General features: G+C 64.7%; 18 protein-coding genes. 2 read left to right on the top strand and 16 right to left on the bottom strand.

The features are described from left to right. Positions 1-53 precede the first annotated feature (53 nt). From BLT86_RS06510 to BLT86_RS06495, 4 genes are all read right to left on the bottom strand, one after another. The gene (locus BLT86_RS06510; RefSeq protein WP_017676868.1) at positions 54-467 is read right to left on the bottom strand and encodes a CBS domain-containing protein; all 414 of its coding nucleotides are present in this window, start codon (positions 465-467) and stop codon (positions 54-56) included. Between the two features lie 69 nt (positions 468-536). Beyond that, entirely contained in the window at positions 537-1,307 is a 771-nt protein-coding gene (locus tag BLT86_RS06505; RefSeq protein ID WP_092375459.1) for an alpha/beta hydrolase family protein, read from the bottom strand. Continuing rightward, complete coding sequence (locus tag BLT86_RS06500) at positions 1,304-2,392, bottom strand: DUF3182 family protein (protein WP_092380335.1); 1,089 nt, start codon at positions 2,390-2,392, stop codon at positions 1,304-1,306. Before BLT86_RS06500 ends, BLT86_RS06505 begins: the two co-directional genes overlap by 4 nt. After that, positions 2,392-2,820, bottom strand: coding sequence for a hypothetical protein (locus tag BLT86_RS06495; protein WP_092375457.1), 429 nt, complete (start codon positions 2,818-2,820; stop codon positions 2,392-2,394). The genes BLT86_RS06500 and BLT86_RS06495 overlap by 1 nt, the downstream gene beginning before the upstream one ends. Before the next feature lie 184 nt (positions 2,821-3,004). On the opposite strand from BLT86_RS06495, the gene BLT86_RS06490 reads away from it, so the two are divergent. Continuing rightward, a complete protein-coding gene (locus tag BLT86_RS06490) occupies positions 3,005-5,470 on the top strand; it encodes a glycogen/starch/alpha-glucan phosphorylase (protein ID WP_092375454.1) in 2,466 nt (821 codons plus the stop codon). Positions 5,471-5,526: 56 nt separating this feature from the next. Here the strand turns inward: BLT86_RS06490 and BLT86_RS06485 are convergent, their stop codons facing one another. The 11 genes from BLT86_RS06485 to glgA form a co-directional block, all read right to left on the bottom strand. Continuing rightward, a complete protein-coding gene (locus BLT86_RS06485; RefSeq protein WP_017676873.1) occupies positions 5,527-5,748 on the bottom strand; it encodes a hypothetical protein in 222 nt (73 codons plus the stop codon). Positions 5,749-5,904: 156 nt separating this feature from the next. Beyond that, positions 5,905-6,879, bottom strand: a complete 975-nt coding sequence (locus BLT86_RS06480; protein WP_021489037.1) for a lysylphosphatidylglycerol synthase domain-containing protein — start codon at positions 6,877-6,879, stop codon at positions 5,905-5,907. Continuing rightward, positions 6,876-8,078 (bottom strand): cardiolipin synthase ClsB, encoded by a 1,203-nt coding sequence (gene clsB / locus BLT86_RS06475; RefSeq protein ID WP_021489038.1) that lies wholly within the window; start codon positions 8,076-8,078, stop codon positions 6,876-6,878. Before clsB ends, BLT86_RS06480 begins: the two co-directional genes overlap by 4 nt. Next, positions 8,075-8,863, bottom strand: a complete 789-nt coding sequence (locus BLT86_RS06470; RefSeq protein WP_017676876.1) for an endonuclease/exonuclease/phosphatase family protein — start codon at positions 8,861-8,863, stop codon at positions 8,075-8,077. The genes clsB and BLT86_RS06470 overlap by 4 nt, the downstream gene beginning before the upstream one ends. Before the next feature lie 16 nt (positions 8,864-8,879). Further along, entirely contained in the window at positions 8,880-10,148 is a 1,269-nt protein-coding gene (locus tag BLT86_RS06465) for a zinc-dependent alcohol dehydrogenase (RefSeq protein WP_092375451.1), read from the bottom strand. 182 nt (positions 10,149-10,330) lie between these two features. Then, a complete protein-coding gene (glgX, locus tag BLT86_RS06460; RefSeq protein ID WP_017676878.1) occupies positions 10,331-12,445 on the bottom strand; it encodes a glycogen debranching protein GlgX in 2,115 nt (704 codons plus the stop codon). Positions 12,446-12,455: 10 nt separating this feature from the next. Then, positions 12,456-12,707, bottom strand: coding sequence for a DUF2934 domain-containing protein (locus BLT86_RS06455; RefSeq protein ID WP_017676879.1), 252 nt, complete (start codon positions 12,705-12,707; stop codon positions 12,456-12,458). Positions 12,708-12,723: 16 nt separating this feature from the next. Next, positions 12,724-15,468 carry a malto-oligosyltrehalose synthase gene (locus tag BLT86_RS06450; protein ID WP_092375448.1) on the bottom strand — a complete coding sequence of 915 codons (2,745 nt, stop codon included), beginning with the start codon at positions 15,466-15,468 and terminating at the stop codon, positions 12,724-12,726. Then, complete coding sequence (malQ, locus tag BLT86_RS06445; RefSeq protein WP_092375445.1) at positions 15,461-17,515, bottom strand: 4-alpha-glucanotransferase; 2,055 nt, start codon at positions 17,513-17,515, stop codon at positions 15,461-15,463. Before malQ ends, BLT86_RS06450 begins: the two co-directional genes overlap by 8 nt. Continuing rightward, positions 17,512-19,242 carry a malto-oligosyltrehalose trehalohydrolase gene (gene treZ, locus BLT86_RS06440; RefSeq protein ID WP_092375442.1) on the bottom strand — a complete coding sequence of 577 codons (1,731 nt, stop codon included), beginning with the start codon at positions 19,240-19,242 and terminating at the stop codon, positions 17,512-17,514. Before treZ ends, malQ begins: the two co-directional genes overlap by 4 nt. Positions 19,243-19,265: 23 nt before the next feature. Further along, a complete protein-coding gene (gene glgA, locus BLT86_RS06435) occupies positions 19,266-20,801 on the bottom strand; it encodes a glycogen synthase GlgA (RefSeq protein ID WP_092375438.1) in 1,536 nt (511 codons plus the stop codon). Between the two features lie 225 nt (positions 20,802-21,026). Here glgA and BLT86_RS06430 point away from each other — a divergent pair, with 225 nt between their 5' ends. Beyond that, on the top strand, positions 21,027-21,509 hold the full coding sequence (locus BLT86_RS06430) for a CinA family protein (protein ID WP_092375435.1): 483 nt from the start codon (positions 21,027-21,029) through the stop codon (positions 21,507-21,509). Positions 21,510-21,556: 47 nt separating this feature from the next. Here BLT86_RS06430 and BLT86_RS06425 read toward each other — a convergent pair whose 3' ends face one another. Next, positions 21,557-22,081, bottom strand: coding sequence for a DUF4142 domain-containing protein (locus BLT86_RS06425; protein ID WP_092375432.1), 525 nt, complete (start codon positions 22,079-22,081; stop codon positions 21,557-21,559). Positions 22,082-22,158: the final 77 nt, after the last annotated feature.

The raw sequence follows: 22,158 nt of genomic DNA, 5'->3' as shown, positions 1-22,158 counted from the left end.
GGGAGGGGCTTTAACGGCAATCGCGGCTAAAGCCCCTCCCACAAAGGGTGGGGTCAGTGCGCAGAGGTCACGCCGCGCAGCACGGTGTCGTTGGCCATCCTGCTGTGGCCGGAGGCGATATTGCCCAGCGAAACCACACCCACCAGGCGCTTCTCGCGGTTGAGCACGGGCAGCCGGCGTACCTGGATATCGGCCATGTTGGCGGCCACATGCTCGACGTCCTCGTCGTCGAAGCAATAACGCACGTTGCTGCTCATCACCTGACGTACCGGCGTGTTGCCGTCCAGGCCCGCAGCAACGGCACGTACGGCAATGTCGCGGTCGGTGATCATGCCGATCAGGCGGTCACCTTCGTTGATCAGCAGCGCACCGCTGTCGATATCGGCCATCAGCGTGGCGGCCTCACGAATGCTGCGCTCTGGCTCCAGGGTACGGACGTTGCGGGTCATAAGCTTGCTGATTTTCATCGTCGATCTCCTGTTGCAGGTTAGGTGGGCAGATGCCCAGGGCGAACCGCAGCATCGAGGTGCAGCGATTCAGGAATAACGCACCAGGTGGTGCGGGTAGTCGCCTATCCGTGCGCCAACCACCATCTCGCTGACCCAATCGATCAGGATGCGCGTATAGGCTTGCTGGTGGCGGTCCTCGCTGAGCCCGTGGTCGGCACCGGCCATGGTGCGATGGCTCAGTGAATGGGCCCTGTCGAAGGCATTGCGGTAGCTCATCAGCGTGGTGTGCGGGACGAAGTCGTCATGCTCGGACTCCACCAGCAGCACGTCGCCGCGAAACTCGGAGCAGGCGCCGAGCGCCAGATTGTCCTGCGCGCGCAGCGGCGTGCGGCGGTACTCGGCCAGCCGAGCAACGTCGAGTTGGCGCTTGGGCAACTGCCATTGTTCGTCCCAGTACAGCGCCGGCACGCGCAGGGCCAGCCAGCGCACCGGGCGCCGCACGCTGAGCAGGGTGGCCAGGTAGCCGCCGTAGCTGGTGCCGATCACCGCGATGCATTCGGGGTCGACCGCCTCGTGCGCGGCCAGCAGGTCGTAGGCGGCGAGGATGTCGGCCAGGTTGTCTTCGCGCGATACGCGCTCCTGCGCCTCGACGTTGCGTTCGTGCCCGCGCAGGTCGAAGGTCAGGCACACGCAGCCCAGCCCGGCGATACCACGGGCGCGGGCCAGGTCGCGTTGCTGGCTGCCGCCCCAACCGTGCACGAAAAGCACGCCGGGGACCTTGTTGGATGGGGTCAGCAGGGTGCCGGCGATATGCTGGTCACCCACCAGAATGTCCAGGCTCTGGCTGCTCGCACTCATAGCGGCCCGACCTTGACGTATTTGGCCAGCGGGCCGTCCTCACTGTGCTGACCTTGATACAGGCAAATGGAGCCTGGCGGCGGCGGTACGTCCTGATAGAACTCATGGGTCGAAGCCTGCAGCGTTTGCAGCTGCGGGTCCTTGATGAACGCTTCCAGGGCGAAGATTTCCGCCGCGCTGGCTCCGCCGACGCGCCAGGATTGCTCGAGTACGCCACTGCGCGACTGGCCCCGCGCGTTCAGCCCTTGTGCCACGTCGTAATTGCGCCGTGATGCCTGGATGGAGGGATAGACCTCCAGCGCCGCCAGTTCGAAGATGCGCGCCTGCTGCACGGCCAGGCGCACGGCGCGCGGCAGATCGAGGGTCATCAAGGCCAGGTAGTCGCCGCGCACCAGCGTCAGGCGCGAGCCGCCGTAGACCTGATTGCCGTGACCGCCGTCAGTCAGTTGCTGGGTACCGTGGTAACTGAGGGTGACGCCTGCCACGCGAATCTGGCCGACGCTGTAGGTATCGGGCTGCTGCAGGTCCTCCTCCAGCACCAGGCCCTGCTGCCGCACACATTGTTCATCGAGCGCCGCCAGCGCGCTTTCCAGCTCAGGATGGGAGCGCACCACCTGCTGGCCTCGGCCGCCGGTGCCAGCAACCGGCTTCAGGCGAATCGGCCCGTCGCGCAACAGGCGTTTACCGGCTTCGGTAGCATCCTCCAGAGCAAAGACGCTGAAGCCCCGCAAGGTGACGCTTTCGACCTGCCGGGAGAAACGCTCGGACCAACCCACAGGCAAGTGGCGCGGTGCGTCGAGGGCAGGGTGACTGATGGCCTTGGTGGCCAGAAAGGCATGCTCGACCTGGCCGCCAAAGAAATCGTCCGGCCCGTCGATGCCCAGCGAGCTGACATCGCCGACCAGAGTGTCCTCCGGCAGAAAATAGTGACGTCCGCGAATCTGCGTGCCCGGCTGACAAGGGCCGAGGAAGGGGCAACCGAGCAGCTCGGCGAGTTTCTCGCCGAGCTGGCGTTGGACCATCCGCTCATGGGCCATGTGCTGAGCGGTGCCAGGTAGCAGAAGCAGGCCTTGGTAAACGCCCATCATCGATCCCGCCAGGTGCCGCCGGCACTTTCACAGTCGATGCGTACCTGCTTGAGGTCGCCCGCCTGATAATAGTGAGTGACCACCTTGGCCTCGTTGGGCACGGACGGGCGCGGCTCGCCCCGGTCATCATCGCCGGAGCGGTAGTTGGCCAGGGTTTCCTGGGTCAGTGCGGCTTCGCATGTGCCCAGCTTGGCCTCGGCGCAACTGGCTACCTTGCGTTGATCGGTGTTGAGCATGTCATCGGATTCGTTATGGCACGACCAGTCGATGGCACCCTCGTCCATGCCGGTGAATTCGTAGCAGAACTCCTGTGCGACCTCGGCAATGGCATCGCTGGAAGTCCGGGCGCTGACGTAGCAGGCTTCAGCCAGTGCGTCGCCGGCTGCCAGCGCGCCGACCAGAAGGCCGGGAATGATGGCTCGCATGATTTTCTCCTCGACAATGGCGTTCTCAAGTTGTGAGGGGAGCCGCCAAGTCGAAGTTCAGGCTTTTTGATCAGAGGGGGCAAAGGGCAGAAAAACCCTGAACTCATCGCCGTTGCGAAGGCCCCAAAGAAAAAGCCGAACCCATCGTTTCGGCTGCAATCGACGCGCGCGTGAGGGGATCGATATGAGCGAATCGCACAGCGAGGCCGAGAGTGCCGTAGCCCAGTTCAAGGCGGCCATCCTGGCCAAACTGCGCTACGCCGTGGGCAAGGACCCGAGTACCGCCTTCGATCACGATTGGTTCGAGGCGCTGGCGCTGGCCACGCGCGACCATATGATCGACCGCTGGGAAGAGTCATCCGCCCAGGTCGAGCGTCAGGGCGCCAAACGTGTCTATTACCTGTCCCTGGAATTTCTGATCGGCCGTTTGCTGGTGGATAACCTGAGCAACCTTGGCTTGCTCGATGTGGCGCGCCAGGCCATGGCCGAACTCGGTGTCGAGCTCGAACGCATCCGTGAGGTCGAACCCGATGCAGCGCTTGGCAATGGTGGACTAGGGCGTCTGGCCGCCTGTTTCATGGAGAGCATGGCAACCCTGCGCCTGGCCGCCCATGGTTACGGCATCCGCTATGAGCATGGCCTGTTCCGCCAGGCGATCGTCGACGGCTGGCAGGCCGAACAGACCGAAACCTGGCTGGATTTCGGCAACCCCTGGGAGTTCGAGCGGCCTGAGGTGGCGTATCGCATAGGCTTCGGCGGTGGTGTGGAAACCCTGGACGACGGCACAGGCGGCACGCGCCAGCACTGGCATCCGCAGGAGAGGGTACGTGCCATCGCCTATGACACACCGGTGGTGGGCTGGCGCGGCGCCTCGGTCAATACGCTGCGGCTGTGGCGTGCGCGCGCCGAGGAAAACCTGCAGCTGGACCGCTTCAATGCCGGCGATCACTTCGGCGCAGTGGCTGGCGAGGTGCGTGCCGAAAGCATCTCGCGCGTGCTCTATCCCGCCGACGATACCGAGGCCGGCCAGGAGCTGCGTCTGCGCCAGGAGTATTTTCTGGTCTCCGCGTCGCTACAGGATCTGCTCGAGCGTCATCTGCGTCTGCATGACGGTCTGCAGTGCCTGCCGCAGCAGGTGGCGATCCAGCTCAACGACACTCACCCGGCCATCGCTGTGGTCGAGCTGATGCGCCTGTTGGTGGACGAGCATCGCCTGCCCTGGGCGCAAGCCTGGCAACTGACGGTCGCTACCACCTCCTACACCAACCACACGCTGCTGCCGGAAGCGCTGGAGTCCTGGCCGGTAGCGCTGATGGAGCGTCTGCTGCCGCGGCACCTGCAAATCATCTACCTGATCAACGCCGAGCATATCGATGCGCTGCGTGCCAAGGACATCCACGACTTTCGCCTGCTGCGCGCGGTGTCGCTGATCGAGGAAGACCACGGCCGCCGCGTGCGCATGGGCAACCTGGCTTTTCTCGGCGCGCACAGCATCAACGGCGTTTCCGCGCTGCATACGCGACTGATGCGCGACACGGTATTTCGCGATCTGCACCGGCTCTATCCCGACCGGGTGAACAACAAGACCAATGGCGTGACCTTCCGCCGCTGGCTGTTTCAGGTCAATCCGGGGCTGACGCATCTGCTGGTCGACGCTCTCGGTGAGCAGGTTCTGCATCGCCCCGAGGATCATCTGCAGACGCTGGAACCTTTCGCCGAACGCCAGGATTTCCGCGACGAATATGCGCTCTGCCGCCAGCGCAACAAGGAACTGCTGGCCGAGCGAGTCAGGCACGTGCTGGGGATCAGCCTCGACACCACGGCCATCTTCGATGTGCACGTCAAACGCATCCATGAATACAAGCGTCAGTTGCTCAACCTGTTGCATACCGTGGCGCTGTATCAGGCCATCCGCAACGACCCGACCACCGACTGGGTACCGCGGGTGAAAATCTTCGCCGGCAAGGCGGCGGCCAGTTATCGCCAGGCCAAGCTGATCATCAAACTGGCCAACGACATCAGCCGCACCATCAATGGTGACCCGACCGTACGCGGGCTGCTCAAGGTCGTATTCATCCCCAATTACAACGTCAGCCTGGCCGAAACCATCATTCCTGCCGCCGACCTTTCCGAGCAGATCTCCACAGCTGGGCTGGAAGCTTCCGGCACCAGCAATATGAAGTTCGCCCTCAATGGCGCGTTGACCATCGGCACGCTGGACGGGGCCAACGTGGAGATGTGCGAGCGGGTCGGCGAAGACCACATGTTCATTTTCGGCATGACTGCCCAGCAGGTTGCCGCCCGGCGGCGCCTGGGCCTGGAGATGAGCGATGTGGTGGCGGATTCGGAACGTCTGGAGGCCGCGCTCGGCGCCATTCGCGGTGGGGTGTTCTCGCCGGACGATCCAGCGCGCTACGTGGGCCTGGTGGATTCGCTGCTGTACGAGGACCATTTCATGGTCTGCGCCGATTTCGATGCCTATTGGAAGGCGCAGCGCCAGGTCGATCAACGCTGGCAGCGGCCTGAGCAGTGGTGGCGTTCGGCGGTGCTGAATACCGCGCGCATGGGCTGGTTCTCATCCGATCGCACCATCGCCGAATACGCCCGGGATATCTGGCAGGTGCCGCTGCCGCCGCGCGAAGGGGACTAGTATCCCGGCCTGTTCAACCTCTTGCAGCGAAACACTGCTAGAGGTTGAACAGACTCTCAGCGCTGTACGCGGTGTGCCGGCGTACTGCCGCCTTTCTTCGGATGCAGGATGCGCGTGACCTGCACGTCGGTGAACTCGTTGGGCCACTCGAAGGTGTGCAGGGCGCTGAGATAGAAGCGCGCCTGGTGGGGCGTGAGCTGTTCGCGGTCGGACTCGACTTCGACGCTGTGCGGCTGGTTGTGCAGGATGTAGCTGATCAGATGCAGTGGCTTGGCCATGATATGCCTCCGGTTTTGCTGAATGATGTGAGATAGACCTGTGTAACGCGCTCGTGAGTTCCCGCCATCCGCCGGGTGGTTGCCGTGCACCGGCCCCGATGGCTTGTGCAGCCGGTGCGCACGGCGCACCCCGCGTCAGTACGTTGTTTGGCCTGGTTAGCCGGGCTGGGTCTCGACACCTTGTTCGCCACGCTTGCGCAGCGTTTTCGCACGTTTTTCCAGCACCAGGTAGGTAGCGCTGGCCAGCAGCAGCGGCAGCAGGTAATAGAGCACGCGATAGGCGAGCAGGGCGGCGATCAGGCTGGCCTGGCTGTATTGATGCTGCAGCAGGGCGAGAAACACCGCCTCGAGCACCCCCAGCCCGGCGGGGATATGCGCCACCACCGCCGCCATGCAGCTGATCAGCAGCACCCCGAGCACCGAGGTGTAGGCGGCGCCTTCCGGCAATAGCCAGTAGATCAGAGCAGCCATCAGCGACCAGTTGCTCGCGCCCAGGACTATCTGCATCACCGCCATGCGCAACGAAGGCAGGGTGATCGAACGCTCGCGCAGGTGCCATACGCGCTGACGGGAAAAGGCGCAGATACCGACATAGGCGCTGACCACACCCAACAGGGCAAAGCCCAGCAGCTGCAGCCCGGTCATGCCCAGCCCCCAGTTGTCGGGCAGCTGTACCAGGCGCAGGGAGAAGATCACCCCAGCCAGCGCCATGTAGCCGGTCCAGTTGGTCAGCAGGCTGAGGCTGAGGATGCGCGTTACCGTCGAGGCGCTAAGGCCCAGGCGCATGTACAGGCGGTAGCGCATGGCCACACCGCCGATCCAGGTGGTGAAGTTCAGGTTGAAGGCGTAGCAGACCATCGCCACCGGCAGGACCTGGCGTGCCGGCAGGTGATGGCGACTGTAATGGCGGCCCAGCAGGTCGTAACAGCCAAATACCAGATAGCTGGCGCAGGCGATCAGCGCGCCCACCAGCAGGGTCTGCATGCTGTAATCACTGAGCGCCTGGCGTACTTCGCCCCAGTCCAGATTGCGCGCCAGCATGTACAGCAGAGCTGGTACGGCCAGGAGAAAGAACAGGGTGAGTGCGCGTTTGCCCCAGCGCATCCAGGGGTTGTTGGGAGCGACATTCATCCAGTCTTTTCCTCTTCGTAACCGCGGGCCTTGTCGATTGGCTCCAGCGGCTTCAGGTTCTTGCGGTGCGCCGGCAGCCAGCCGGCGATGGCCGGGAAGCGGCGCAGAAAGTGAAAGCACAGGAACACCAGCGGTGCGCGCCACCAGTAGCCGCGTATCACCCGCTCCAGTTCGATGCGCTTGCAGTGTTCGGCAGAAAGCGCGAGCAGGTGCTCATGCAGGTAGTGGTTGAAGGCCCGGTCACGGATCACCAGATTGGCCTCCAGATTCAATGCCAGGCTCAGTGGGTCGAGATTGCTCGAACCGACCGTGGACCATTCGTCATCCACCAGCGCCACCTTGCCGTGCAGCGGGCGCTGGCAGTATTCGTAGACCACCACACCGTGGCGCAGCAGGTAGTTGTAGAGCAGGCGGGAAAAGGCCTGGACCCAGCGCATGTCCGGCTGGCCCTGCAGGATCAGGGTCACCTGTACGCCGCGTTGCGCCGCGTTGCGCAAGGCGCGCAGCACACGGTAGCCGGGGAAGAAATAGGCGTTGGCGATCACCAGGTGCTTGCGCGCCGATTCGAAGGCGCGCAGGTGTTCGTCTTCGATATCGGTGGTGTGGCGCTCGTTGTCGCGCTCCAGCAGCATCACCCGCGCATCGCCCACCGGCTCTCTGGAGGGCTGCGCCGGGCTCGGCTCGCTGAACGCCGGGCGTAGCAGGCGCAGCATGGCCACGTGCAGGTCGCTGACGATCGGGCCGCTCACCTCGACGGCATAGTCCTGCTTGGCCATCTCGCCGAAGTCGCCGAGGTGATCGGCCGAATAGTTGATGCCGCCGACAAAGGCGCACTGGCCGTCGATCACCACCAGCTTGCGATGAAGGCGGCGGAACAGGTTGGTACGCATGCCAAAGCGCCGTGGGCTGGGATCGAAGACATGGATCTTTACCCCCTCGCGGGTCAGCGCTGCGACGTACTCATGCTGCAGGTCGGCGGTGCCGTAGCCGTCCACGGCGATGACCACGCGCACGCCACGCCGCGCGGCCTCGATCAGCACCTGTTGCAGTTCGAGGCCGACCTTGTCCTCACGAATGATGAAGGTTTCCAGCAGCACTTCGATGCGCGCCGCGCGAATGCATTCGAACACCCGCGGGTAATAGTCTTCGCCATTGATCAGCAGGCGCAGCTGGTTGCCGTCCCGCCATATGCCGCTCACAGGTGAATCTCCGCAGCCAGTGGCGCGTGGTCGGAGAGGTGCGACCAGGGCCGGGTGGACAACACCTGCGGCTCGTGTGCCGTGGCATTGCGGGTGTAGATGCGATCCAGGCGCAGCAGCGGCATGCGCGCCGGAAAACTGCGCGCAGGCTTGCCGTGACGATGCTCGAACGCCTCGCGCAGGCCGTGCGGCGCCAACAGATCGTCTGCGCGCAGACGCCAGTCGTTGAAATCGCCGGCGACGATTACCGGCGCACCGGGTTCGAAGGTCGCCAGCAAATCCAGCAACAAGCCCATCTGCTGACGACGATGCGCCTCACGCAAACCCAGGTGCACGCACACTGCATGCACGGCGTCCTGCCCGGGTACATCGAGGCGACAATGCAGCAGGCCGCGCTGCTCGGTGCCGCTGACCGTCACGTCGAGGTTGTGATACTCGAGGATGGGAAAGCGCGAGAGCAGGGCGTTGCCGTGATCACCGGCGGGGTACACGGCGTTGCGCCCGTAGGCGAACTGCGGCCACATGCTGTCGGCGAGAAATTCGTACTGCGGCACGCTGGGCCAGTCATGGAAGCGCTTGGCGTGCAGGGCGTGATTGCCGAGTACCTCCTGCAGGAATACCAGATCGGACCCGGTGGCCTGCACGGCGCTGCGCAGTTCCGGCAGGATGAAACGACGGTTGAGAGCGGTGAAGCCCTTGTGCGTGTTGATCGTCAGCACGCGCAGGCGCTTGACCGGCGTCACGCGGTCGATGATCACCTCCGGTTTGGCGATGGTGTTGTTCATGCTCGGCCACGCTCGCTCACAGGCTGCCGGGCTTCTTCGAGCGCGACTCGCCGAGCGGGTCGGCCTCGGCGATGGCCCGGTCGAGAATGGCGCCGCCGTGCACCTGCTCCTCGCTGCCGTGGCTGGCGTCGTTCTTCGCCGGCTGCAATTGCACCTTGATCCAGCCGCTGTCACGCCGGTCGAAGGCCTTGAAGGCTTCGATGGCGTCGCTCATGGGCTTGACCTGGGTGAGTATCTTCGCCGGGTCGATGCGCCCGGCCTGGACCATCTCGATCAGTTGCGGGATGTAGCGACGATGGTTGCAGTTGCCCATGTTGACGCTGAGGTTCTTGTTCATCGCCTGGCCGATGGGAAACTCGCGCGCCTGGTGCGGATAAACGCCGATGATGCCCAGCGTGCCTGCCTTGGCCAGGGCGTCGACGGCCCACTGCAAGGCCTGCTCGGGGGCGTCGCCCGGTTGCCACTCTTGGCCTTCGGGCTGGCGTGGCGAGTGGCCATGAGCAGGGCACTGCGCATCGACGCCCACGGCATCGATGGCGCGGTCCACGCCGATGCCGTTGGTCAGTCGGCGCAGGGTGTCGACCGGGTCTTCACGGTCGAAGTTGATGACCTCGGCGCCTTGACGGCGTGCCATGTCCAGACGGTCGTCGAGGTGGTCGATGGCGAATACACGCGCGGCACCAAGCAGCTTGGCGCTGGCGATGGCGAACTGGCCGACCGGCCCGGCGCCGAAAACGGCGACGGTATCACCGCTGCCGACTTCGGCCAGCTTCGCGCCGAAATAACCGGTGGGGAAGATATCGGAGAGCAGGATGGCCTGATCGTCGCTGATCTCGCTGGGCAGTTTCACCAGGCCGATATTGGCGAAGGGGATACGCGCCATCTCCGCCTGCAGGCCATGGAAGGCCCCGGTGATTTCCGGCCCGCCGTAAAAGGAGGTGCCGGCCTGCTTGCCGTTGGGGTTGGCCTCGTCGCACTGGGCGTAGTAACCGGCGCGGCAATAGCTGCAGTTGCCACAGGCGATGGTGGAGGGCACCACGACGCGATCACCGATGTTGAGGTTGCGCACATCGCTGCCCAGCGCCTCGACGATACCTACCGCCTCATGACCGAGGATGGTGCCTTTGCGCATGCCACCCACGGTGCCGCGCACGAAATGCAGGTCGGTGCCGCAGATGGCCGAGGCGGTAATGCGGATGACCGCATCGGTACTGGCCTGCACCTCGGGTTCCGCTACGTCGTCCAGGCGGATGTCGCCAATGTCATGGAAAACCACTGCTTTCATGAATCTCTCCCGAGGCCGGCCAGCTGGCCGGCGTAGGTGATTGTTTGCTGGGGACTGACGCGAAGCACCACGCGCGCCGAAAGCCGGCGTTACGCTCGAGCGGCGTCATGGGTTGTCCCAGCATCTGTATTTTTCGAGTTGGCAGACGGAAGCAGGGTTCAGGCTTTTTTTCGCGGCGGCCTTTAGCGCAGTAACTCCAACAACTGCAGCGAGCGCCCGTGCAGCTCCACGGCGTCCTGCTGCACGGGCCTTGGCACTGTCTGCGCGGTATGCGTATCGACCAGGCACAGCCACTGGCGCCCGCCGCGCACTTCGGGCAGCTGGAACTCGCACGGCTGGTGATCGGCATTGAGCAGCAGGAGCAGGGTGGCATCGGCACCGCTGCGTTTGACACCCGAAGGTTGCGCGCGGCCGTCCATGAGCATGCCCATGCAGCGCGCTTCCTCGTCGTGCCAGTGCTCCTCGGTCATCTCGCTGCCGTCCGGGGCCAGCCAGGTGACGTCCTTGACGTCCAGCTCCTCGTTGTAATGCCCGACCAGAAAGCGCTGGCGGCGCAGGATCGGGTAGCTCCGGCGCAGGGCGATCAGGTGTTGAGAGAAGGCGAGCAGCTCGCGGCCTTCGTCGTCGAGCGTCCAGTCCACCCAGCTCAGCTCGTTGTCCTGGCAGTAGGCGTTGTTGTTGCCGTGCTGGGTGCGGCCGAACTCGTCGCCGGCCACCAGCATCGGTGTGCCCTGAGCGAACAGCAGGGTGGCCAGCATATTGCGCATCTGCTGCACGCGCAGGCGGCGGATCGACGGGTCGTCGGTGGCACCCTCGCAGCCGTGGTTCCAGGAGAGGTTGCGGTCGGTGCCGTCCTGGTTGTTCTCGTCGTTGGCCTCGTTGTGCTTGTGGTCGTAGGACACCACATCGCGCAGGGTGAAGCCGTCATGCGCGGTGATGAAGTTGACCGAGGCGAAGGGCCGGCGCCCACGCTGGTTGTACAGATCGCCTGATGCGGTCAAGCGTCTTGCCAGTTCGCCGAGCTCGCCGCGATCGCCCTTCCAGTAGGCGCGCACGTTGTCGCGAAACTTGTCGTTCCATTCGGCCCAGCCCGGCGGAAAGCCACCGACCTGATAGCCGCCGGGGCCGCAGTCCCAGGGCTCGGCGATCAGCTTGACCTTGCTCAGCACCGGGTCCTGACGGCAGGCGACGAGAAAGCTGTGGCGCTCGTTGAAGCCATCGGCATAGCGCCCGAGAATGGTCGCCAGGTCGAAGCGAAAACCATCCACGCGCATCTCGGTTGCCCAGTAGCGCAACGAGTCGGTGACCATCTGCAGTACGCAGGGGTGGCTCAGATCCAGCGTATTGCCGGTACCGGAGTCGTTGATGTAGTAGCGGCGTTCGTCCGGCAGCAGACGGTAGTAGCTGGCGTTGTCGATGCCGCGCATGGACAGCGTCGGGCCGCGCTCGTTGCCCTCGGCGGTGTGGTTGTAGACCACATCGAGAATCAGCTCCAGACCGGCTTTGTGCAGGTGCGCAACCATTTCCTTGAATTCGCTGATGCGACCGCTGGCGAGGTACGCCGGGTGCGGGGCGAAGAAGCCGATGCTGTTGTAACCCCAGTAGTTGTTCATACCCTTTTCCAGCAGATGCTGGTCGTTGACGAAGGCATGCACCGGCAGCAACTCGACGCTGGAGACGCCCAGCTCGCGGATATGCCGCAACAGTTCGGGGTTGGTCAGCCCGGCACAGGTGCCGCGCTGGCGCTCGGGCACCGCAGGATGACGCATGCTGATGCCGCGCAGATGCGTTTCGTAGATCACCGTGCGATCCCAGGGCGTGCGCAGGCTGGGCTGTTCGCCCCAGGTGAAGGCGGGGTCGATGACCTTGCACTTGGGCACGAACGGCGCGCTGTCACGCTCATCGAAGCTCAGGTCGCCGGCCGGGTCGCCGATGGTGTAGCCGAACAGCGCCTCCGACCACTGCAGCTTGCCCACCAACTGCTTGGCGTAGGGATCGATCAACAGCTTGTTGGGGTTGAAGCGGTGCCCGGCTTCGGGCTCATAGGGACCATACACGCGGTAGCCGTAGACCTGGCCAGGACGCGCGTCAGGCAGATAGCCGTGCCAGATCTCGTCGGTGTATTCCGGCAGTTCGATGCGTTCGATTTCGGTTTCGCCACGCTCGTCGAACAGGCACAGTTCGACCCGCGTGGCGTGCGCCGAGAACAGGGCGAAGTTGACCCCGAGCCCATCCCAACTGGCGCCCAGCGGAAACGGCGTGCCTTCGGTAACGCGTGAGCGCTGTTGTTTGCGCATGATGGTGACCTCAGGCTTTCGGCGTCTTGGGCGTGCGCGGGGCACGGGGTTTCTTCAGCAATGCCGGCTGCTCGGCTTCGCTCAGCGGCACTGTCTTGGGTTTGCTGATGCGTCTCGGCTTGGCTGTGGTTTGGGCTTGCGCCTCGGCTTCGGCCAGCTTGCTGGCCATCTTCCAGTGGCGCTCGTGCTGGCCATGGGGGCGGCCTTCGGACTCCCAGATCTGAAAGGCAAACTCGCGTATGCGCTGCTCATCGATATTCATGGCGTGACTCCTGTGATCAAGGGGTAAGGCGAAGCAGGTTGACCGGCAACTCGGCCAGCGCGTCGGCAAGTGGCACGCCCTCGTGCGTTGGGACCTGGCAGTGGGTGAGCAGGCCGCTGACATGTCCGTCGTTCAGTCCGACCGGCAGCACCACGGTGGTATCGCCCCAGCGCTGTGCGGGTACATGGGGCCGGTCGTGTTCTGCGAGCAGGCCGGCGGTCAGGCGCGGCACGATCACCAGCAGGTGCTCGTCACCGTGACTACGCAGGAAGGCGAGCACCTGGGCGGCGTGTCTGCCCGTGACCGCCAGGGGCTGGTAACTGCCCTGGCTGAACAGCGAGGAATGCGCCGCACGAATCGCCAGGACCTGCTGGATCAGCCATTGTTTGATGCGCCCGTTCTGCCAGCTGGCCAGCATCGCCGCTGGCACGTCCCCGGCCTGTAATGCGGCCTGTCGCGCGGCGAAGTCCACCGGGCGACGGTTATCCGGGTCGACCAGGCTGAAATCCCAGAACTCGCAGCCCTGGTACAGATCGGGTACGCCGGGGGTGGTCATGCGCAACAGGCATTGCACCAGGCCATTCAGGGCACCAGCAGGGGCTATCGCCGCAACGCTATCAGCCAGCTCGGTGCGCAAGGCCAATCCGGCTGGCTCGCACAACAGGCGCCGCAGGAAATCGGCACAGGCAGCTTCGTGTTCGTCGTTCGGCGCACTCCAGGCGCTGTTGAGCTTGGCCTCGCGCAGTGCCTTGCGCTGCCAATCGAGCAGGCGCTGCAGGTAGGCGTCCAGGCCAACGTCATCGTCCGCTTGCAGCCCCAGCGGCCAACTGCCGATCAGTGCCTGGTAGAGAATCGCCTCTTCGCCGCCATCCGGCGCCTGCTGCTGATGACTGCTACGCAGCGGTTGCACAAGGCGCTGCCAGTGTTTGACGCGTTCGGCGTACCAGGCGGCGCGTTCGCTCAGCACTGCCAGACGCGCGCGGCAGTCTTCGCCACGCTTGTGGTCATGAGTGGCGGTGGCCAGCAGATTGAGCGGGTGGTGGTTCGCACGCTCGGCGCAGGCCTGATGGAAACGTTCGACGCTGGCGCTGAAGTGCTCGGCATCGAAGCCCACGTCATAGCGCGACAGCAGCACGCCGGCGCGATACAGCGCGGTGTCTTCCACGGCCTTGGCGGCCACTGGCGAAGTCAGCTGCTGGAAGCGCGTCAGCGCCTGGGCTCGCAGGCGCCGCGCACGACCGGGCGGCAGTGCACGCAGGAATGCGCCGCCGAGCCAGTCGTCGAGATGCGGCAGCAGGGGCCAGTCAGCCTCGGCCAGGGTCTGCCGCGCGCCGTCAAGCGCCTGCTGGAAGAAGCGCCGATCCTGCTGCGAGCGACCACAGGCCTGGGCATAGGTGCGGTACACCGGAAAGTGCACGATCAGCTCGCGCAGCGTCCGGCGGATCGCGCCAAGGGTCAGGTCGCGCGTGGCGATGTCATGGCGGGCGACGTGCAGCAGGCGCTGGGAAACTTCCTCCAGATCACCGGCCAGCGAGCCTTCCAGCACTAGGCGGCGCGCCTGCTGAATCTCGTCCTCGAAGGCCGTCGGCCGGCCGCTGAGCGCTTGCCACAGTTCGCTGAGCGGCAGCTCACCGTGTGGATCCTGTTGCAGCAGCGACACCTGGTTCATGAACTCGTAGCCGGTACTGCCGTCCACCGGCCACTCCTGCGGCAGCTGTTCGCCAGCGCCGAGGATCTTCTCCACGAAGATGGGGAAGGGCGCGTCGCCACGCAGTTGCCGGAGGCGTCGTCGCAGGCGGCTGCAATAGGCGCGCGGGTTGGCCAGACCGTCGATATGGTCGATGCGCAGGCCATCGATCAGGCCGCGCTCGATCAGCTCGAAGACCTTGGCGTGGGTCTGCTCGAACACCTGGCTGTGCTCGACGCGCAGCGCCCCCAGTTCGTTGATATCGAAAAAGCGCCGCCAGTTGATGTCATCCGCTGCGGTACGCCAACTGGCCACGCGGTAATGCTGGCGTTCGAGCAGCGCATGCAGGCGCTGTTGCGCCGCTTCGTCACTGCCTTGAAAGCTGGCCAGCAGGGGACGCACCTTGTGCGCCTGCGCGGCCAGTTCGGCGCACAGCTGCTCAGCTTGTGTACGGCTGTCGCCAGCGCTGCCCAGGCGGGCGAAGCGCTGACCCAGTTCGCGCAGCGCGGCATCGTCACTGCTGCGCAGGATGCTGGCGTAGCTGGATGGCGTCAGCGGCAGGCGGTGTTCGAAGTGCTGGGCGTGAAAGCGCCCGCGCTCGCCATCGAACACCAGTTCCAGGGTGCCGTCACGCAGCGCTTCGCCGTAGTCGCTGCGCAGGAAGGGCACCAGCAGCTGGCCGCTGAGCAAGGGATCGTGAGATTGCCACTGGATATCGAAGAAGTCTGCATAAGGGCTGTCTTGCCCCCATTCCAGTACGTCCAACCACCAGGGATTGCCGTCGCCGCCTACGGCCATGTGGTTGGGTACGATATCCAGAATCAGCCCCATGTCATGGGCGCGCAGGATGTTCACCAGTCGCACCAGGGCTTCTTCGCCGCCCAGCTCGGGGTTGATCCGGGTCGGATCGATCACGTCGTAGCCATGTTGCGAGCCGGGGCGGGCGGTGAGAATCGGCGAGGCGTAAAGGTGGCTGATACCCAGCTGCGCCAGGTAGGGCACCTGGGCTGCCGCGTCGCGCAGGGTGAAGTCCTTGTGCAGCTGCAGACGCAGCGTGGCGCGCAACTCAGTCATGGCCAGCCTCCCGGCGTGCGCCGTCGAGGGTAGTCAGACGCTCGCTGGTGGCGGGTTGCTCCAGCAGTTCGCTGACCGCCAGCGGGTAGCGCCGTCGCCAGTTCGGATGGATATCGCCCGGACCGGGCAGGTTGGGCTGCTGCTCCAGGCCGCAGGCGTCCTCCAGTGGCAGCAGCGCCAGTGGCGCGGGCGTGCGGCCGACGTGTTCGATGCAGGCTTGCAGGCAGGCATCGTCATCACCGCCGCTCACCATGCCTTGGCGTTCCAGCAGTTGGCGCAGCGCCACGCGCTCACCTGCACGCTCGGCGTGATCGCCCTCCAGCAGCTCGGCGTCACGCTGGCCGGCGCGTACCCGCCATTCCAGATCGCGGCCGGCGAGCCAGCCCTTGATCGTCGGCAGGTCATGGGTGGTGGTGGTCGCCAGGGCATTGCCGGGCCAGCGCTCGGCCGGCACGAAACCGAGGTCATCCTGCTCGAACAGCAACACGCGGGTACCGAGGATATTGCGTGCGGCGAGCTTGTCGCGCAGGCCCTCGGGCACAGTGCCGAGGTCTTCGCCGATCACCAGGGCACGATGGCGATGCGACTCCAGAGCCAACAGGCGCAGCAGGTCGTCCAGCGGGTAGCGCAGGTAGGCGCCGTGTTGTGACTCCGCGCCCTGTGGGATCACCCACAGGCGCTGCAGGCCCATCACATGGTCGATGCGAATGCCGCCGGCATGCGCCAGGTTGGCCTGGAGCATCTCGATGTAGGCGCGAAAGCCGTGCTGACGCAGGCCCTGCGGCGAGAAGGCGGCGACCCCCCAGTTCTGCCCCTGACGATTGAGCACATCCGGCGGCGCACCGACGGTGACCCGTGGCAGCAGTTCGTCCTGACGCGACCAGGCCTGGCTGCCGGCACAGTCGGCGCCCACCGCCAGATCGGCGATCAGGCCGATGCCCATGCCGGCGCCGCTGGCAGTGGCCTGCGCCGTTTCCAGACCATGGGCGATCAGCCATTGGCAGAAGGCGTGAAAGCGCAGTTCATCGACATGTTCGATGGCGAAACGGGTTACGGCGCCCTGATTCGGGCTGCGCAGGACCTCCGGCCAGGTGCGCCAGTCGCCGCTGGCCCCTTCGCGCAGGCGCTGTGCATGGATGGCCTCGAAGCAGCAATGCTGTTGCAGCGCATCACCCCCAGCGGTGCGAAAGGTGTCGAAACGCTCCTGCAGCTGGCCGGAGTCATTGCAGAAATCCGCGTACAACTGGCGCATCAGGCGCTGCCGACTGGCGGCCACGGCCGGCCAGTCGATCAGCTCCAGCGACTCCAGCCGGGTCATCTCGCTGTGCAGCCCGGCGGCCTGAATGGCGCGCTTGACGCGGCCCTCGCCGAGCAAGGTGACGGGAGCGGCGTACAGGGTATTGAAAAACAGCCGGCTGGACGGCGAGTAGGGGCCGTAGCTGCGCAGATCAGCGCTGAACTGGGCGTGCACCGGGCTCAGGCCGATGGCATCGGCGCCGTGATTGGCGGCATGCCGGGCCAGATCCGCCACCGCCAGGGTATCGCCCAGGCCGCCGTCGCCGGTGCGGCGCAAGCCGTAGAGCTGGGCAGTCAGCCCCCAGATGCGCGGCTTGCCACATAGCTGCTGCACCGACATGCAGGTGGCGGGGGCCACGGCGAGCGCATGCTGGGTATCGCGAATCTCCAGCTGGTAATAGCCAGGCTGCTGTTGCGCCGGCAAATGGCCGTCGTGGTCAAGCCGGCCCTCGCTGATGTTGCCCTGCTCGTCGGTGAGCCGATAAAGGCTCTCCGCCGGGTAGAGGGTCAGGGCCAGTGGCTGGTGCTGGTCCTGAAGCAGCAGGGCGGAATCTTCCGGCACATGCTGACGGTGCACCAGCGAGGTCAGGCTTTCGCGTATCTGTTCCGGGCTTTGCGCGGGATAACCGAGCGCCTCCAACAGGTTGCGTTGCGCTTCTGCCGTTACGCGCTGCGGCTGGCCGTAGGCATCGATCCAGTCGATGCTTAGATCCGCGGCCTGCGCCAGTTCGGCCAATAGTTGATCACTCATCGGGCTGGCTCCAGGGTGACCAGGGCACTGCGCGGCGGCAATTGCGCCTGACGCAGGTCGGCGTCGTCGATGCGCAGGGTGTACAGGCGTTCGCCGTGCATGGCCTCTGCAGGCAGGGAAACGGCGCTGGTACCCAGGTTGATGGCGATACTCAGCGCCGGACCATTGCCCAGTCGCCAGCGCGCCAGCACCGCGCCGTCACCCAAAACCTGCGCACCCAGACTGCGTGCCTGCTCCAGCCCTGGCAGCAGGCGGCTATGGCGCACCTGCAACAAGCCGCGATAGAAGGCCAGCCACTCGCGTTGTTCGGGCTCCAGGGCCGGCGCCAGATCCGGTTGCGAGCGCTGGAAGCTGGCCTCGGCATTAGGGTCGGCGATGGCCTCGCGGCTGTGCGGCGAGTTGAATTGGGAAAAATCGGCGAACTCGTTGCGCCGGCCCTCGCGCACGGCATTGGCCAGCTCGTCGTGGTAATCGGTGAAGAACAGAAACGGCCGCTTGCTACCCCATTCCTCACCCATGAACAGCAGCGGCACCATCGGGCACAGCAGCACAAGTACGGTGGCGGCCTTCAGCGCGTCGACGTCGGCGAGCAGCGTCAGGCGCTCGCCAAAGGCGCGGTTGCCCACCTGGTCATGGTTCTGCAGGAACAGCACGAAGGCATGCGGCGGCAGATCGGCGCTGGGCTCGCCGCGCGGCTGGCCATGGCGATTGGCCTGCCCCTGGTAAACGAAGCCCTGCTCCAGGCAGGTGGCCAGCTTGCGCGTCGGCGCCTGGGCGTAATCGGCGTAGTAACTTTCGTTCTCGAAGGTGAGCAGCGCATGCAGGGTGTTGTGGCCGTCGTCGTTCCACTGCGCATCGAAGCCATCACGTAGCAGGTGCGCGGCGTTGTGCTCGTTCTCCAGCACCAGGTGCACCTGGCGTTGTTGCGGCAGCGCCGAGCGCACCCGCGCCGCCAGCTCCTTGAGAAAGTCGTCATCGTCGATGGCGTGCACGGCGTCGAGGCGCAAACCATCGACGCGATAGTCCAGCAGCCACATCAGCGCGTTTTCGCAGAAGAAGTCGCGCACCTGTGGGCGGCTGAAATCGATGGCTGCGCCCCATGGCGTGATGCGCTCTTCGTGGAAGAACTGCCGCGCGTACACGCCCAGATAATTGCCATCCGGGCCGAAGTGGTTGTAGACCACATCGACGAACACCATCAGGCCATAGGCATGGGCGCTGTCGATCAGTTGCTTGAGTTCATCGGGCGTACCGTAGGCGTTGGCTGGGGCAAACGGCAGCACGCCGTCATAGCCCCAGTTGCGCGTCCCGGAAAAGGCATTGAGCGGCATCAGCTGCAAGGCGGTGACGCCCAGATCGGCCAGGTGCGGCAGGTGCTCGATGACCTGCTGGAAACCGCCGAACAGGCCGACGTGCAGCTCGTATAGCACCGTCTCGTGCCAGGGCCGGCCGTTCCAGTCGCGGTGATGCCAGATATAGGCCGAGTGATCGATGACCTGGCTGAAGCCATGTACGTCCTCGACCTGGTGGCGCGAGGCCGGGTCCGGCACTGGCCACTGGCCGTCGATACGGTAGCGATAGGCGGTGTCGGCCGGGCACTCGATCAGCGCCACAAACCAACCATCGTCCTGCGCCTGCATGGGCTGCAGCCCGCCATCTTGCAGTTCCAGCTCCACCTGCTGGCAACTGGGCGCCCACAGGGCGAAGCGCACGCGGCCGTCGGCCATTGGCCGGGCACCATGGCTGAACATCAGTGCGACGCCCGTTGAACACTGGTCTGGCTCAGCAGACGTTGAAAAAGGCGGTCATATGGCTGCACCGACTGGCGCCAGTAGAGCGGGGCGCTCATGGCCTGGCAGCGCATGGCTTCCAGCAGCTCGGGATGGTCGAAGACCTGCAGCGCGCGGTCGATGGACTGGCGATAGGCATCGGCCTGAGGCGCGTCGAAGAGAAAGCCGCTGACGCCATCCTCGATGGTGTCGGCCAGGCCGCCGGTGCAGCGGGCGATGGGCAGCGAGGCGTAGCGCTGAGCGTACATCTGGCTGAGGCCGCAGGGCTCGAAACGCGAAGGCATGAGCAGAAAATCGCTGCCAGCGTACAGACGCCGCGCATCGCTTTCGTCAAAACCGATATGTACGCCGATCCGCCCCGGATGACGTCGACCCAGCTCCGCCATGGCGACCTCCAGGGCCGGCTCACCTTGGCCTATCACGCCGATGCGGCCACCGCGCGCGACGATGTGTTCGGCCACTTCCAGGGTCAGATCTATGCCTTTCTGATGCACCAGACGCGATACAACGGCGAACAGCGGCCCGTCGTCATCGAGCCCCAGCCATTGCTGGACGTACTCGGCGTTGGCTCGTTTGCCCGCCCAGTCGCCAGCGCTGAAACCCTCCAGCAAGTGCGGGTCGCTCTCGGGGTGCCAGCTTTCGTCGATGCCGTTGGCGATGCCGCTGAGCTGGTCGTTCTGCACCTTGGCCCGCAACAGGCCATCGAGGCCACAGCCCTGTTCCGCCGAGGTGATTTCGCGGGCATAGCGGCGGCTCACGGTGGTGACATGCTGCGAGTAAGCAATGCCAGCCTTGAGGAATGACAGCTGCCCATAGAATTCCAGGCCCTCGACGCCGCAGGCCGTACTGGGTATTGCCAGTTCACTGGCGCAACGCATGTCACACAGGCCCTGATAAGCGAGGTTGTGAATGGTCAGCAAGGCGGGTGTATTGGCCTGGCGCCAGGCCATGTAGGCCGGCGCCATCGCTGCAGGCCAGTCATTGGCATGGACCAGCTCCGGGCGCCACTGGATGCCGGCATCGCCCGTGGCGATCTCTGCGGCGGCCAGGCCGAGACGGGCGAAACGGATGTGGTTGTCAGCCCAGTCGCGGCCATGCTCATCGACGTAAGGCGAGCCATCACGTTCGTACAGCGCATGGTTGAGCAGTACATAGACGATAAGCCCATCGGCCAGGTCCATACGGCCGATCTGGCAAGGAGGCAATGCCGCCAGGCCAGGCAACTGTCCGACGATACGGATCGGTCGGCCGCTTTCCACCACTTGCCGGTAACCGGGGATCAGCAAGCGAATATCGTGTTGCGGCGACAGCGCACGGGGCAGAGCGGCGGAAACATCGCCGAGCCCGCCGCACTTGATCAGATCAGCGAACTCCGAGGTGACGAACAGTACGCGCTTGCGCTGCGGATGCTCGCTGTGCATCTGCAAGGGAGGCTTGGCTGCGGCGCAAAGAGTGGGTGTGGCTTGGATGTGTGCGGAGGCTGCAGCGCTTGCCATGTCTCTCTCCATGGGGTTGGACCTGAGGACGACTCGCCTTGTGGGCGAGGGCCGTGGAGGAGTGCGATGAACGGTTGCGCGATCTCCCCCTTACCCTTGAGCTGACGGGGCGATGCGAACAAAGGTTCGACCTTTTTTTGCAGAGCGAGCGCCCTGTAAACAGGTTGAACTTTGCCCATCCCGGCCGCTTCACAGAGCAACCAGGCAGCTAACAGGAGCAGGCAGATGCAAAGCGTCGAACAGGTGGTGAAATTTCTCGGCAAGTACAGGCTGCGTTTGGCCACTGCTGAATCCTGCACAGCGGGGCTTATCAGCTCACTGGTGGCCGGCGTGCCTGGCTGCGGCCAGGTACTTGATTGCGCGTTCGTCACCTATTCGCCGCAGGCCAAGCAGCGTTGCCTGGGCGTCAGTGCCGACACCATCGAGCGTTTCGGTCTCACCAGCGAAGAGGTTGCGCAGGAGATGGCGCTGGGCGCATTGCTACGCAGCGATGCCGATATCGTCCTGGCCAATACCGGCCTGGCGCAGGCAGAGGGAGAAATGGACGGCGTGCAATGCATCGCCTGTGCTATTCGCCTCGAACAGCACCAGGGCATCGTCAGTGAAACGGTGAAGTTCAGCGGAGGTCGCAACCAGGTGCGTGAGCAAACGGCGCGCTATGCCCTGTTGCAGTTGCCTTATTACTACGAACGTCTGCGTCAAGGCTGATTGGCCTGGCGAAGCGGGGCTGCATCAGCAGCCCGGCAGGCAAGTGATCACTCTTCCGGTAACTGGCCGTTCAACTGCTCAGCGCGCTGCAAGTGCTGCTCCAGCTTGGGCAGCGTCTCACGAGCAAACGTAGCGAGCTCCTGGTCATCGACATTTACCGCGCGGCGGAACAGCTCGATGGTTTCGCGGTGAGCGACCACCTGATTGTTCATGTAGGCCTTGTCGAAGCTGTCCTCGCTGCGCAGTTTGAGCACCAGGGCCTTGGCCTGGTTGATCAGTTCGGCATCGTCGGAGACTTCCAGGTCCTTGCTCTTGGCCAGTTCGGCCAACTGCTGATTCGCCCGACGGTGGTCATCGATCATCATCTGCGCAAAGCCCTTGACCGCCTCGTTCTGCGATTTTTCCAGGGCCAGTTTGGCCGTTTCGATCTCGGCGATGCCTTTCGCCGATGCCTCTTCGACGAATTCCTCGCTGCTGATCGATTCCGTCTTGTTGGCAGCCTGCAGGCTGGTGACGGCGCAGATGGCGAAGGCGGCAGCGGCCAGTAAGGCCAGTGGTTTCAACGGGTGCATATTCGATCCTCCTGGGATGTGCGTTCACAGGGGTAGAAGGTGCAGGTCGCGACGAAGTTCAGGACAAATTCGCCGCG

It is taken from the genome of Pseudomonas sihuiensis (genome assembly GCF_900106015.1).
GTDB classification, from domain to species: domain Bacteria; phylum Pseudomonadota; class Gammaproteobacteria; order Pseudomonadales; family Pseudomonadaceae; genus Aquipseudomonas; species Aquipseudomonas sihuiensis.
This window is presented reverse-complemented; position numbering and strand designations above follow the sequence as displayed.